The sequence below is a fragment of the Modestobacter lapidis genome, assembly GCF_054780755.1.
Genome location: NZ_BAAGVS010000027.1, coordinates 22,448 through 35,446, shown reverse-complemented (window position 1 = coordinate 35,446; position 12,999 = coordinate 22,448). Strand labels below are relative to the sequence as shown.

Below are 12,999 nucleotides of genomic sequence, written 5' to 3'. Positions count from 1 at the left end.
GCGGATCACACGGGCGGTGAGAAGTGCCGGGGCCGCAACACCGCTTGCGCCGGGGTGTGACAGTGGGGTGGTGACGTCGCTGCACCCTTCCCCGGTCGCGACCGACGGCCGGGACACCGCTGCCCGGGACACCGCCGCCGGCTCCCCGCCGGACGTCCTCCCGGGGGCCGACCTGCTCGAGGCGCTGCTCACCGGTACCGACCCCGAACACGACCCGGTCACCCACGTCCACCGGCTCCCGGCCCGGTGCAGCCGGCTCGCCGAGTGGCCCTCCTGGATGCGGCCGGAGCTGCGCGACCGCCTGGCTGCCCGTGGGGTGCCCGCCCCGTTCAGCCATCAGTTGGCTGCCGCCGAGCTCGCCCGCAGCGGGCAGCACGTGGTGGTCGCGACCGGGACGGCGTCGGGGAAGTCGCTGGCCTACCAGCTGCCGGCGCTGACCGCCCTCGCCGAGGACCCCAGGGCCTGTGTTCTCTACCTGGCGCCCACCAAGGCGCTGGCCCGCGACCAGCTGGCCGCGGTGTCCGCGCTCGCCGACCCCTCGGTGCGGCCCGCCGCCTACGACGGCGACACCCCGATGGAGGAGCGGGAGTGGGTCCGCCGGCACTCGCGGTGGATCGTGACCAACCCCGACATGCTGCACCGCGGGGTGCTGCCCGCACACCAGAAGTGGTCGAGCACCCTGCGCCGGGTCGCCTACGTGGTGGTCGACGAGTGCCATGCCTACCGCGGCGTCTTCGGCTCGCACGTGGGGCACGTGCTCCGCCGGCTGCGCCGGATCTGCCGGCGGTACGGCGCGGACCCGGTGTTCGTCCTGGCCTCGGCGACCGTGGCCGACCCGGCCGCGGCCGCAAGCCGGCTCGTGGGCGCCCCCGTCACCGCGGTGACCGAGGACGGCTCGCCCCGGCCGGGTGCGACGTTCGCCCTCTGGGAGCCGCCGCTGACCGAGCGCACCGGCGAGCAGGGCGCACCGCTGCGCCGCTCCGCTGCCTCGGACGCCGCCGGCCTGCTGGCCGACCTGGTCGAGCAGGGCGCCCGGACACTGGCGTTCGTCCGGTCGCGGCGCAGCGCCGAGTCCGTCGCCGACCAGGCCCGCCGGGTGCTCGCCGACCGGGGACGCGGCGACCTGGTGTCCCGGGTCGACTCCTACCGGGGCGGCTACCTCCCGGAGGAGCGCCGCGAGCTGGAGCGCGCGCTGTCCACCGGAGCCCTGCTCGGGGTGGCCACCACCAACGCGCTGGAACTGGGCATCGACATCGCCGGCCTCGACGCGGTGGTGCTGGCCGGGTACCCCGGCACGCTGGCCTCGCTGTGGCAGCAGGCCGGCCGGGCCGGGCGTGCGCAGCGGGAGTCGCTGGTCGTCTTCATCGCCCGTGACGATCCGCTGGACCACTACCTGGCCCACCACCCGAAAGCCGTGTTCGGCCGGCCGGTGGAGGCGACGGTCACCGATCCGACCAACCCCTACGTGCTCGGGCCCCAGCTGTGCTGCGCCGCCGCCGAGCTGCCGCTGCGACCGGAGGAGCTGGTCGAGTTCGGCGGGGCACCCGCCGAGGAGCAGATCGCCGACCTGGTCGCGACCGGGCAGCTGCGCTCCCGGCCGACCGGCTGGTACTGGGCCGGCCGCGGACGGCCCGACGTCGACATCCGCGGCGACGGGGACCCGCCGGTGTCGATCATCGAAGGCGCCACCGGACGCCTGCTGGGCACCGTCGACGGCGGGGCGGCGCACTCCGCGGTGCACGCCGGGGCGCTCTACGTGCACCGGGGGGAGAGCTACGTCGTCGACGAGTTCGACGTGGCGGACGCCTGCGCGGTCGTGCACCCCGAGAGCCCGGAGTGGACGACGGTGTCCCGCGACGTCACCGACTACGCCGTCGTCTCGATCGATCGGACCCGCCGGCTGGGGCCGGTGACCGCGCACACCGGCGTGGTCGACGTGCGGAACCAGGTGGTCGCCTACCAGCGGCGCCGGCTGGGCACCGGCGAGGTGCTCGCCGAGTTCCCGCTGGACCTGCCCTCCCGCCAGCTGCGCACCCGGGCGGTCTGGCTGACCTTCGACGAGCGGGCCATCACCCGGGCCGAGCTGGCCGAGTCGGAGCTGCCCGGCTCGTTGCACGCTGCCGAGCACGCCGCCATCGGGCTGCTGCCGTTGATGGCCACCTGCGACCGGTGGGACCTCGGCGGGGTGTCGACCGCGCTGCACCCGGACACCGGTGCGGCCACGATCGTGGTCTACGACGGGCACCCCGGTGGCGCGGGTTTCGCCGAGCGCGGCTACGCCGTGCTGCGCCAGTGGCTGCAGGCCACCCGGGCCACGGTGGCCAGCTGCGAGTGCGAGGCCGGCTGCCCGTCGTGCGTGCAGTCGCCCAAGTGCGGCAACGGCAACGAGCCGCTGGACAAGCCCGGTGCCGTCCGGCTGCTCGACGTGGTGCTCGACGAGCTGGCCGCGGCCGCGGACCGGGAGTTGGACGAGCGGGCGGACGGTGGCCGGGACACGGGCAGCGATCCGGCCGACGACGATGCCCCGGCCGGGGCCGCCGCCCCTGGTGACGCCCTCACCGACGACCTGGTCTTCTGAGCCGTCCGGGACCGAACCGGGCTGCCCGGTCGCGACCGTGCCGAGCTCCGGCGGCGCCGGCCCCGCGCGGGCCCGGCCGCGGGCGTCGACCACGCCCAGCGGCCCGAGCCGGACGGGCACCCGGACGTGCAGCTCGACGACAGCGCCCGGCGCTACCCGGCAGCTGTCCACCGATGCCCCGTTGGCGGCGGCGACCGTGCTGGCGACCGCGCATGCCGCCGGATCGCCCAACACGGCCCGGCCGGCGCCGGCCAGGGCCGCCAGATCGGCCGCCGCACCCGCCCGGTGCCGGCCCACCACCGCTCCACCGACGAGGACCACCGCGACGCCGACCGCGGCGAGCAGGCCGGCCAGGGCGACGACCCACACCGTCGCCGACCCCCGCTCCCCGGTTCCTGCCTCCGCCGCGTCGGCGCGGTGCCCTGTCACGGCACCGCCCGGTCGGCGCCCGGTTCACGCAGGCCGGTCGCGGTTGCGCTCACCGGGACGTGCAGCGGCACCGGACCCAGCGGCTGCAGCGCAGCGGTCACCGTGACGGTCACCGTCGTCCCGGAGGTGGACACCTCGACCCGGGCGCCGTCGGGCGCCGCCCGACCGGCCAGCTCGACGACGACCGCGATCGGCTCGCCGCGGGCAGCGGCCCGGACCCCCTCCCGGGCCGCGTCCACGCACCGCAACTGGGCTCCGACCACGACGACCGCCGCCACCGCGGCGGCCAGCACGAGCAGGAGGACCGGGAGGACCACCGCCGTCTCGGCAGTAACCATCCCGGCCTCCCGGTCGCGACGGGCGGACATCGGTCAGGACAGGGTCGACAGCGCCGACTGCACGAGGTCGCCGAGGGCGTCGACGACCGACCCGCCGGTGACCACCTGGTAGAGCACAGCGGCGAACGCGCAGGCCGCGACGGTGCCGACGGCGTACTCGGCGGTGCTCATCCCCGCCTCGCCGGACTCCTGCACCCGGGCCCACCGCCGGGCGAGCCGCCGCCGCACCGACCGCTGCCCGTCCGGCGGCGGCACCGCCGCCGCACCGGCGCTCTCCGGCTGTCGCTGCAGCTCCTGCTGGGTGGTCGGGACCGTGCTGGTCATGGCTCCTCCTCCGTGGGCCACCGGCGGGCCCGTCGCTCCCGAGATTGCGGCCGGCAACCCCGTTCCGACCGGTCGCCGGCCCAGCTGTGGACCGCAGTTCCGGCTGGGGACACCGGCCGGCCCGGGAGGGCGCGGTGTGCTGGCCGGAGCCGGTCAGCCGAAGACGTCCGCGGCGATGCCGAGCACCATCGGCACCACCCCCAGGCAGAGGAAGGCCGGGAGGAAGCACACGCCCAGCGGCGCGAGCACCCAGACCCCCGCCCGGCGGACCGCTGCCTCGACCGCGCTCCGCTGGGCGGTGCGCAGATCACCGGCCAGCCGCTGCAGCGCGGGCACCACGGACGAGCCGGACTCGCCCGCGCGCACCAGCACCCGGGCCAGCGGGGCCACCGGCGCAGGCACCCCCGACCACGCCTGACGCGGGGCAGCACCCAGCCGGTACAGGACGCCCACCTGGTCGAGTTCGACGCCGAGGGGACCGGGCACCGACGTCGCGACCGCCGCGACCGCCGCGCCGATCGGTGTGCCGGCGGCCAGGCAGACCGCCAGCAGGTCGCAGGCCACCGGCAGGTCCCGGACGCCGTCGTCGGCCGGCGGCCCTCCTCCGCGGCGGAGCAGCCGCTCGACCAGGACCGCCGTCCCGACGCCGGCCACCGCCCCGCCGAGGCCGCCGCCGAGCACCGCGAAGGCGGCGACGCCGGCCACTGCTGCCTCCGCCCGCCGGCGGAGCCGACCGGGCGGGCCCGCGCCCGGGCCGGCGGGGCCACGCAGGGCCCTGCGCGACGCGCGGTCCGGCAGGACGCCGTGGGATGCGGGAGCGAGCTGCCGGACCCGATCCCGCCGGACCGAGTCGGGCGGCCGCCACAGCAGCAGCGCAGCGCCCAGCGCGACGAGCGCGAGCGCCGGCCCGCCGGCGGTCACCGGGTCACCGCACGCCGCACCAGCCGCGCCGACCAGGCCACCCCGGCCAGCTCCAGCGCGACGCCGCAGACCAGGAGGACGGTGCCGGTGCCGGTCGTGGTCAGCACCCGCCAGGGATCCGCACCCACGCCACCGCCCATCAGCAGCCCGAGCACCGGCAGGCCGGCCAGGACGGCGGCACTGGCCCGGGGCCCGGCCACCGCCGCCCGCAGCTCGGTCTCCGCCCGGGCCCGGGCCCGCAGGTCGTCCTCGACGGCGGCGGCCACGCCGGCCAGCGAGCAGCCCGTCCGGGCACTCAGCCGGACCGCGGCCGCCACCCGGGCGAGGACGCCGTCCACGTCGCCCGGGGAGCCGGCCGCGGGAGTCGGTGGCCCGGCGCCGGGTCGCAGCACCCGGCCCAGCGCGGCCCCGGCCACCTCGTCCGGGCAGCCGGCCACGGCGGCGTCGGCCGCCTCCTCGACCGACCGGCCGGCCCGCAGTTCGGCGGCAAGCACGCCCAGGCCCTCCGCGACCGCCTGCACGCGCCGCCGGCCCTCGGCCGCCCGGCGCGCGCCCCGGAGGGCGCGAACGGCCGCCCCGGCGCACACGCCGGCCAACGCGGCCACCAGCGGCGTGCTGGCCACCGCCACCACCGCGGCCGCCAGCAGCCCACCGGCACCCACCGCGCCGGGCCGGTCCACCAGTGCGCCGAGCTCCACGGCGGGCACCGACCGCGTGGCGCGCAGTCGGCCCGGGGGCTCCTGGACCCCGCGGGCCGGCCAGCACACCGCGGCCGCGGCCAGGCAGCACAGGGCACCGGTCATCCCGGCACCCGGCAGCCCAGCACCGCGGCCAGCTCGGCGCGGCCCGGGCTCTCCCCGCCGTCCGACCGCCATCCGGGGACGACCTCGATGAGCTCGCGCCGCCGGCGGACCACCGCCACCTCGGCGACGCGCCGGCCGACCGGGGCCCGCTGGAGGTGCACCACCAGCGACAACGCGGCGGCCGCCTGGCTGTGCACCGCGACCCGGCCCAGACCGGCCGCCACGCCGAGGGCCTCCAGCCGGGCCGGCACCTCGGCGGGCCGGTTCACGTGCAGCGTGCCGCAGCCGCCGTCGTGGCCGGTGTTGAGCGCGGCGAGCAGGTCGACGACCTCGGCACCACGTACCTCCCCGACGACCAGCCGGTCGGGCCGCATGCGCAGCGCCTGCCGCACCAGGTCGCGCAGCGTCACGGCGCCCACCGCCTCCACGTTGGGCGGCCGGGTGAGCAGCCGGACGACGTGCGGGTGGTCGGGCCACAGCTCCGGCGCGTCCTCGCAGAGCACCAGCCGCTCGTCCGGCGGCACCAGGCCGAGCAACGCCGAGAGCACCGTGGTCTTGCCGCTGCCCGTGCCGCCGGTGACGAGGAACGCCGCGCGGCGCTGCACCGCGGCACGGAGCAGGTCCGCGGCCGCCCCGGGCAGCGCTCCGCGGGCAGCGAGGTCGGCGAAGGACAGCCGCGCGCGGCGCAGCACCCGCAGCGACAGGCAGGTACCCCCGCCCGAGACGGGCGGCAGGACCGCGTGCAGCCGGGTGCCGTCGGGCAGCGAGGCATCGACCCACGGAGCGGCATCGTCCAGCCGCCGTCCGGCCGCGGCGGCGAGCCGCACCGCCAGCCGGCGGACCGCCTGCTCGTCGGGGAACCGGGCATCCGCCGGCTCCAGGCCCGATCCGCGGTCGACCCAGACCTGGTCCGGCCCGTTGACCAGCACGTCGGTCACCCCGGGAGTGCGCAGCAGCGGCTCGAGCGGGCCGGCGCCGGAGAGTTCGTCGCTGGCCATCCGAACCGCCTCCAGGACGGCGCGGTCGCCCAGGAGGCCCCCGGACTCCTCCCGTACCAGAGCCGCGACCGCTGCCGAGCTGACCACACCCGGCCCGGCCGCGAGCCGGGCCCGGACCCGCTCGACCAGCGGCCCGGGCGCCCCGACGCTCACCCCGGGCCGCCGTGCGGGAGCTCGGCCAGGAGCTGCCGGCTGAGCACGCCCAGCGGCGAGCGGGCCGCGACCGAGGGTGGTTCCCCCCGCTCGCCCCGTGGCACGGCGGACCGGTCGTGCGCCAGCTCGGCCAGCACCGGCCGGCCGACGACGTCGGCGACCTCCCGGCGGGACAGCCCACCCGGCACCGGCCGGGTGACCACCCGCGCGCCCGACCAGGGCCGGGGCGCACCATCCGGTGCGCCGACCATGGCCCGGGCAGCCGCGGCCGCGCGCAGCCGGGCCGGCACGAGGAGCACCGCCAGGTCGGCCGCGTCCAGGACGGCCTCGCCCGCACGGGTGCGGCACGGCAGGTCGACGACCACCCCGTGCCCGCTGTCCCGGGCCGCGACCACGACCGCGGTCAGCGCGTCTCCCGGCACCTCCTCGGGAGCCTCCCGCGAGGCGGCGAGCACCGGGACGCCGTGCGCGTCGGGCAGCGCGGCGACCAGCGCGGGCCCGGACACCCCGCCCCGCACACCGGTCAGTTCCGGCCAGCGCAGCCCCTGGGTGCGCTCTGCTCCCAGCAGCAGGTCCAGACCGCCGCCCCAGCCGTCCGCGTCGACCAGCAGCACCCGGCCGGGGGTGCCGGCGCCGGCGGCCAGGGCCAGCGCCGTGGCCACGGTGCTCGCCCCGGCCCCGCCGCAACAGCTGCCCACCACGGCCACCCAGCCGGGGCGGCTCGGCCCGCGGACCGCGGTGGCCACCCGCTCGACCAGCCAGGCCTCGTCCCGGGGCAGCACGACGACCCGTTCCGCACCGACCTCGACCGCGGCCGACCACACCTCGGGGCCCGGCTCGCTGGTCAGCACCACGAGCACGCCCGGCCGCCGGGGCAGCGCACGCACCGGCGCCGCGCCGAGGACGTCGGCACCGAGCAGGACCACCGGGGCCGTCCGGTGCGCCCGGCGGAGCGCACCGCCGCCCGAGGTGAGCTCGGGAGTGCTGCCGGCCGCGGCCAGCAACCGCAACAGGTCGTCCAGCAGCACCTCGTCGGTGCTGACGACCAGCGGACGGGGGACGGCGTCGGCGAGCGGACCCGGGGCGCGGGACGGGGTGGAGGTCACGGGGACAGCGCAGTGGCGCCGGCGGAGCCACGGAAGGCCGCGCGGACATCTGTGGAGGACCCGTACGGGTGTGGACGACGGCGTGCCGGGCCCCGGAGCTGCCCGCTGCGCTTACCCTCGTGGATCATGACCCGCGCAGCGGCGTTCTTCGACCTGGACAAGACCGTCATCGCCAAGTCCAGCACCCTGGCGTTCGGCCGGCCGTTCTTCCACGGCGGGCTGATCAACCGCCGGGCGGTGCTCAAGGGCGCCTATGCCCAGTTCGTCTTCTCCCTGGCCGGCGCCGACGCCGCCCAGATGGAGCGCATGCGCAGCCAGATCACCGCGATGACCACCGGCTGGGACGTCGCGGTGGTCCACGACATCGTCCGCGAGACGCTGCACGACATCGTCGAGCCCCTGGTCTACGCCGAGGCCGCGGACCTGATCGAGGAGCACCGGGCGGCCGGGCGGGAGATCGTCATCGTCTCCACCAGCGGCGCGGACATGGTGGAGCCGATCGGCGAGATGCTCGGCGTCGACCGGGTGGTGGCCACCCGGATGGTGACCAGGAACGGCAGGTACACCGGCGAGATCGACTTCTACGCCTACGGCGCGAACAAGGCGGTCGCCGTCCGCCAGGTCGCCGCCCAGATGGGCTACGACCTGGCCGACTGCTGGGCCTACAGCGACTCGGCCACCGACCTGCCGATGCTCGAGGCGGTCGGCCACCCGACGGCCGTCAACCCCGACCGGGGGCTCCGCAGGATCGCCGGCGAACGGGGCTGGCCGGTGCTCACCTTCAGCCGGCCGGTGGCGCTGAGGTCGCGGTTCTCCGGGCAGCGGGCACCGATGGTGACCGGCGCCGCGATGGGCGTCGGGGCGGCGGTCGCCGGGCTGGCCTGGTACGTGCGCCGGCGCGCGCTCCGGCTCTCCGGGCTCGCCATGCCCCCCGCCATGACCCCCGCGCCCGCGCTGCTCACCGGCCGGCCCGTCCCGGCCGCCGTGGCCGTCGGCCGGTGGCTTCGCCGGGACGCCTGACCCCTGGGCTCCCGACGGCGGGCTCGTCCCCGGCGTTGCACCACCGGAGGACCGGACTCATCGGCGATCCTGCCCGGCATGATCACCGCGCTGGCCTGGCTCGCCGTGGCCGCCGTGTGCGTCGCGGCCGCGCTGTTCGGCCAGACCGCACGGACGTCGCCGTCACGCCGTGGGCGCCGGCCGCCCCCCTCTGCCCGGATCGGCATGGTGATGTCGAGGAGCGGGCCGTGGGTCGCCGTGCTGCTCGGCGTCGTCGGCGGGGCGGCGACCGGGCAGTGGCTGGTCGCCGCGGCCGCGGCGCTGGGAGGCATCGTCGTGACGGCGCTGGTCGGGCTGCTGCTCGCCCCGCGCTGACCCGGCAGCGGTCAGACCCCGAACCTCGACCGGGCCCCGTCGAACCTCGACCGGGCCCCGTCGAACCTCGACCGCACCTCGTCGACCAGCGTGCGGGCCGAGGACTGCGGGCGGAACTCCCGAGCCGCGGCAGTGAGGTCGGTCTGCTGTGCGTCGGTGAGCGCCAGGTCGGCGGCGGCCACGTTCGACTCCAGCTGGGCGACGGTGGAGGCGCCGGGGATCACCACGACCCGGGGCAGGCCGAGCAGCCAGGCCAGCGCCACCTGCGCCGGCGTGGCGTCGTGCGCGGCGGCCACCTCGCGCAGCAGGGCCAGCAGCGGCTCGGCCCGGCGCAGGTTCTCCGTGCCGAACAGCGGGTTCATCGCGCGCACCCCACCGGGCCGGTGGGTCGCCGAGTACCGGCCGCCCAGCAGGCCCTGGGCCAGCGGGCTGTAGGCGATCACCACGCGGCCCTCCCGCTCGGCGAAGGGCACCAGGTCGGTCAGCGGGCCGGCGGAGGCGAGGGAGAACTGCACCTGGTTGCTGACCACCGGCCGGCCGAGCGCCGCATCGGCGGCCTGCCACCGCTCCAGCGAGTAGTTGGAGACACCGACCGCGCCGATCCGCTCCTCGCGGAGCAGCTCTCCCATCCCGGTCATCGTGATCGAGTCCGGGACGACCGGGTTGGCCTGGTGCACCTGGTAGAGCGGGATGCGCTCGAGCTGGAGGCGGCGGGCACTGCCCTCGAACCGGTTGCGGACGACGGCGGGGAACGGCGCGACCGGAAAGATCTTGCTCGCGACGACGACCGAGCTGCGCTCCCCGCCCAGCGCCTCACCCAGGATCTTCTCGCTGCGCCCGAAGCCGTAGACCTCGGCGGTGTCGAAGAGGGTGACGCCGAGCTCCCGGGCCCGCCGGACGATGTCCCGGGCCGGCCCGGTGGCGTAGTCTTCGCCGTAGCCCCACTCCCTGGACCCGAACTGCCACGTGCCCAGCCCCACCCGGCTGACCTGGCCTAGACCGTCGACCTCGAGGAAGCGCATGGCCCGAGTGTCCCCGCTGTCCGATCGGTTGCGGCAGAGGTCCCGAGGAGTGGGGGCCGGAGGCCTCCGCGACCGAGGGACGAAGCGGCTCCACGCACCAGGGGACGGCACCAGGCCGCGGTGTCGTCCGCCAGGACGACGACGTGCACCCACCTCACCCGCGGAGCAGGCTCTCGCAGATGGCCAGGCCCTCGAGGGCGCCGTGCGCGGTGGCCCGGGAGCAGTGGACCAGCCAGCCGGCGAGGCCCGCGGAGCTCCCGGACCGGTAGCCGTCGAGGGCCGCGACGTAGGCCGGGGCCCCCAGTTCGGTGAAGCCGACCTCGGGCACCGACACGGCCTTCGGGTCCAGGCCGCGGGCGATCCCGGTGAGCCGGCCGGCGGCGCGGGCGACCACGCCGTCCGCCGATCCGAAGGGCGCCAGGGCCGCGAGCTCGCCGTGCACGACCGCGGCCAGCACCACTGCCGGCACGGTGGTCGTCGCCGTGATGACGGCGAACAGCCCGGCCAGCCGCGCCCCGGCCTGCCCGGCGGGTCGGCCGAGCTCGGCCGGGTCGACCAGGTCGGTGGCGGCCAGCACGTGCAGCCGGGCGAGGACCTGCCCCGGCGCCCGGTCCCAGGTCTCCACCATCGACCCGAGGCCGGCGGACACCCGCAGCGCGCCCTGCACGATCGGGTCCTCGACCGCGCCGCCCCGGACGTCGGCCAGCGGCCGGTCGACGCCGTCCAGCGCAGCGGAGGCACGGGCCCCGCGCAGCGCCGACTCGGCGCTCACCCCGGCCGACTCCCGGCGCAGCACCCGGTGTGCGAGCAGCCGGTCCACCGCGGCGCGGGCCTCCTCGGCGGCATCGCGCACACCGGGCAGGTCCAGCAGTGGGGCCAGCGGGTCGGGACCGGTGGGGCGCGGCGCCGGGCGGCCGGCGGTGCGGGCGGCGCCGGGCCGCAGCGGGATCGTCACGGCTGCGACGTTACGAGCCGGGTGGGTACGCCCCGCAGCCAGCTCGCCGTCGAGCAGGGAGGTGCGCGGCCGGTCGCGCCCCCGGCGGCCTACGCTGCCCCCACCATGGCCCGACCGCTCACCCTGCTGCTCGTCCGGCACGGTCAGAGCGAGTGGAACGCCGCCGGGCTGATGCAGGGCCAGACCGCGCACGTACCGCTCACCGAGCTCGGCCACCGGCAGGCGGCCGCTGCGGCGGCCGAGCTGGCGGCGCTGACCCGGGCGGGCGACGGCCCCGGCGCCCTGCTCTCCAGCGATCTGCGCCGCGCGGTGCAGACCGCCGAGCACTGCGCCGGAGCCACCGGACTGCCGGTGCGCAGCACGCCCGCGCTGCGCGAGCAGGGCTACGGCGTGCTCGAGGGCCGCCCGTCCCGCGAGCTGTGGGACCTCGTCGACTGGACCGATCCGCACTGGTCCGCCGACGGCGGGGAGAGCCTGGCCCAGCTGCACGCTCGGGTGGCCGGTCACCTCGCCGGGCTGCGGGCCGACCCGCCGGCCGATGTCGTCGCGCTGGTCACCCACGGCGACACCATCCGGGCGTTGCAGGCCGTCGTCGCCGGGCTGGGGCCCGATGCGATGCCGGCGGTCACCCCGCACAACGGCTCGGTGACCCGGTTGGAACTGGCATGAGGGTGTTGGTGCTCGGCGGCTCGCGGTCGGGGAAGTCCGCGTACGCCGAGCAGCTCGTCGCCGACCGGCGCGACGTGCTCTACCTGGCGGCCTCCAGCGGCGACCCGTCCGATCCGGAATGGGCCGCCCGGGTCGCCGCCCACCGGGCCCGCCGCCCGGCGGGTTGGACGACGCTGGAGACCACCGCCCCCTCCGAGCTGCTGCGTCGCGGCACGGTGCTGGTCGACAGCGTCACCACCTGGGTCGCGGCCCTGATGGACGAGACCGGCGTGTGGGATGAGGCGGACGCCGCGGCGCTGGGACGGCTGGGCGACCGCTGCGACGCGCTGGTCACCAACTGGGTGATGACACCGGCGCACGTGGTGGCCGTCAGCGACGAGGTGGGGCTCGGGGTGGTGCCCGAGACCCGCTCCGGGCGGCTGTTCCGGGACACCCTCGGCACGGTGAACCAGCGGCTGGCCGCCACCGCGGACGAGGTGTGGTTCGTGGTGGCCGGGCTGCCCCAGCGGCTGCGATGACGGGCCGTGCGTGGTGGGCCGGCCCCGCGGAGTCGTTCGGGATGCTCAGCTCCGTCCGGGTGCCGGCGGCCGCGTCCGCCCGCGGGGTGCTGCCCTGGGCGCCGCTCGTGGGCCTGGTCCTCGGAGCGGTGGCGGTGGGCGTGGCCTGGCTGGGCGCCCGGTACGCGAGTCCACTCGTCGGCGCCGTCCTCGGCATCGTGGTGCTGGCCGCGCTCACCCGCGGGCTGCACCTGGACGGGCTGGCCGACACCGCCGACGGGCTGGGTCCGCTGCGCGGGCGGGAGCGGGCGCTGGCGGTGATGCGCGCCGGGGACGTCGGACCGTTCGGCGTCCTCACCCTGGTGCTCGCGCTGCTGCTGCAGGTCGCCTGCCTGGCGCACCTGCTGGCCGTGGACGGTGGCTGGCCGGCGTTGCCGGCGGCCGCGGTCGCCGCCCGGGTGGCGATGGCCCGCACCGGGCTGCGGGGGGTGCCGATCGCCGAGGGATCGTCGCTGGGTCAGGCGGTCGCCGGCACCGTCTCGCGGTCGTGGCTGGCCGGCACCGCCGTCACCCTCGTCGCAGCGGTGGCGGCCGGGGCGTTCGGCGCCAGCCACGACGCTCCCGCCGCACTCGGGCTGGTGGCCGCGGTCTGCCTGGGCATGGCCGCGTCGGAAGCGCTGTTCTCCCGGGCCCGCGCGCGGCTGGGCGGGGTGAACGGCGACGTGATGGGAGCGATGGGCGAGGTGACGGCGACGGGCACGCTGCTCGCCGCCGCCGTCCTGCTGCCCTGAGCCCCGGACGGTCAGCGCCGTCCGGTGAAGGAGCCGATCAG

General features: G+C 77.6%; 14 protein-coding genes and 1 pseudogene. 6 read left to right on the top strand and 9 right to left on the bottom strand.

Annotation, left to right across the window (positions count from 1 at the left end):
• Positions 1-70 precede the first annotated feature (70 nt).
• The gene (locus ACYVG5_RS19140) at positions 71-2,578 is read left to right on the top strand and encodes a DEAD/DEAH box helicase (RefSeq protein ID WP_460683446.1); all 2,508 of its coding nucleotides are present in this window, start codon (positions 71-73) and stop codon (positions 2,576-2,578) included.
• Between the two features lie 69 nt (positions 2,579-2,647).
• Here ACYVG5_RS19140 and ACYVG5_RS19135 read toward each other — a convergent pair.
• The 7 genes and pseudogenes from ACYVG5_RS19135 to ssd form a co-directional block, all read right to left on the bottom strand.
• A pseudogene (locus ACYVG5_RS19135) lies at positions 2,648-3,007 on the bottom strand (Rv3654c family TadE-like protein); the annotation flags it as partial.
• Positions 3,004-3,345, bottom strand: coding sequence for a TadE family type IV pilus minor pilin (locus ACYVG5_RS19130; protein ID WP_222047209.1), 342 nt, complete (start codon positions 3,343-3,345; stop codon positions 3,004-3,006). The gene ACYVG5_RS19130 and the pseudogene ACYVG5_RS19135, both read right to left, overlap by 4 nt.
• Positions 3,346-3,378: 33 nt before the next feature.
• Entirely contained in the window at positions 3,379-3,669 is a 291-nt protein-coding gene (locus ACYVG5_RS19125; RefSeq protein ID WP_222047210.1) for a DUF4244 domain-containing protein, read from the bottom strand.
• 153 nt (positions 3,670-3,822) lie between these two features.
• A complete protein-coding gene (locus ACYVG5_RS19120; RefSeq protein ID WP_222047212.1) occupies positions 3,823-4,590 on the bottom strand; it encodes a type II secretion system F family protein in 768 nt (255 codons plus the stop codon).
• Positions 4,587-5,393 carry a type II secretion system F family protein gene (locus ACYVG5_RS19115; RefSeq protein ID WP_222047214.1) on the bottom strand — a complete coding sequence of 269 codons (807 nt, stop codon included), beginning with the start codon at positions 5,391-5,393 and terminating at the stop codon, positions 4,587-4,589. Before ACYVG5_RS19115 ends, ACYVG5_RS19120 begins: the two co-directional genes overlap by 4 nt.
• Positions 5,390-6,544, bottom strand: coding sequence for a TadA family conjugal transfer-associated ATPase (locus ACYVG5_RS19110; protein ID WP_222047215.1), 1,155 nt, complete (start codon positions 6,542-6,544; stop codon positions 5,390-5,392). The genes ACYVG5_RS19115 and ACYVG5_RS19110 overlap by 4 nt, the downstream gene beginning before the upstream one ends.
• Complete coding sequence (gene ssd / locus ACYVG5_RS19105; RefSeq protein ID WP_222047217.1) at positions 6,541-7,650, bottom strand: septum site-determining protein Ssd; 1,110 nt, start codon at positions 7,648-7,650, stop codon at positions 6,541-6,543. Before ssd ends, ACYVG5_RS19110 begins: the two co-directional genes overlap by 4 nt.
• 126 nt (positions 7,651-7,776) lie before the next feature.
• Between ssd and ACYVG5_RS19100 the strand changes: the two genes are divergently transcribed.
• On the top strand, positions 7,777-8,670 hold the full coding sequence (locus tag ACYVG5_RS19100; protein ID WP_222047219.1) for an HAD family hydrolase: 894 nt from the start codon (positions 7,777-7,779) through the stop codon (positions 8,668-8,670).
• A gap of 78 nt (positions 8,671-8,748) precedes the next feature.
• Entirely contained in the window at positions 8,749-9,024 is a 276-nt protein-coding gene (locus tag ACYVG5_RS19095) for a hypothetical protein (RefSeq protein ID WP_222047221.1), read from the top strand.
• A gap of 11 nt (positions 9,025-9,035) precedes the next feature.
• Here ACYVG5_RS19095 and ACYVG5_RS19090 read toward each other — a convergent pair whose 3' ends face one another.
• Together ACYVG5_RS19090 and ACYVG5_RS19085 are read right to left on the bottom strand one after the other, a co-directional pair.
• The gene (locus tag ACYVG5_RS19090) at positions 9,036-10,046 is read right to left on the bottom strand and encodes an aldo/keto reductase (RefSeq protein ID WP_222047223.1); all 1,011 of its coding nucleotides are present in this window, start codon (positions 10,044-10,046) and stop codon (positions 9,036-9,038) included.
• A 154-nt stretch (positions 10,047-10,200) separates the two neighbouring features.
• On the bottom strand, positions 10,201-11,001 hold the full coding sequence (locus ACYVG5_RS19085; protein ID WP_222047225.1) for an oxidoreductase: 801 nt from the start codon (positions 10,999-11,001) through the stop codon (positions 10,201-10,203).
• Between the two features lie 105 nt (positions 11,002-11,106).
• Here ACYVG5_RS19085 and ACYVG5_RS19080 point away from each other — a divergent pair, with 105 nt between their 5' ends.
• The 3 genes from ACYVG5_RS19080 to ACYVG5_RS19070 are packed head-to-tail and all read left to right on the top strand — an operon-like array spanning position 11,107 to position 12,958.
• A complete protein-coding gene (locus ACYVG5_RS19080; protein WP_222047612.1) occupies positions 11,107-11,670 on the top strand; it encodes a histidine phosphatase family protein in 564 nt (187 codons plus the stop codon).
• Positions 11,667-12,188, top strand: coding sequence for a bifunctional adenosylcobinamide kinase/adenosylcobinamide-phosphate guanylyltransferase (gene cobU / locus ACYVG5_RS19075; RefSeq protein ID WP_222047227.1), 522 nt, complete (start codon positions 11,667-11,669; stop codon positions 12,186-12,188). The genes ACYVG5_RS19080 and cobU overlap by 4 nt, the downstream gene beginning before the upstream one ends.
• 41 nt (positions 12,189-12,229) lie before the next feature.
• Entirely contained in the window at positions 12,230-12,958 is a 729-nt protein-coding gene (locus ACYVG5_RS19070) for an adenosylcobinamide-GDP ribazoletransferase (RefSeq protein ID WP_460683445.1), read from the top strand.
• The last annotated feature ends 41 nt before the right edge of the window (positions 12,959-12,999 follow it).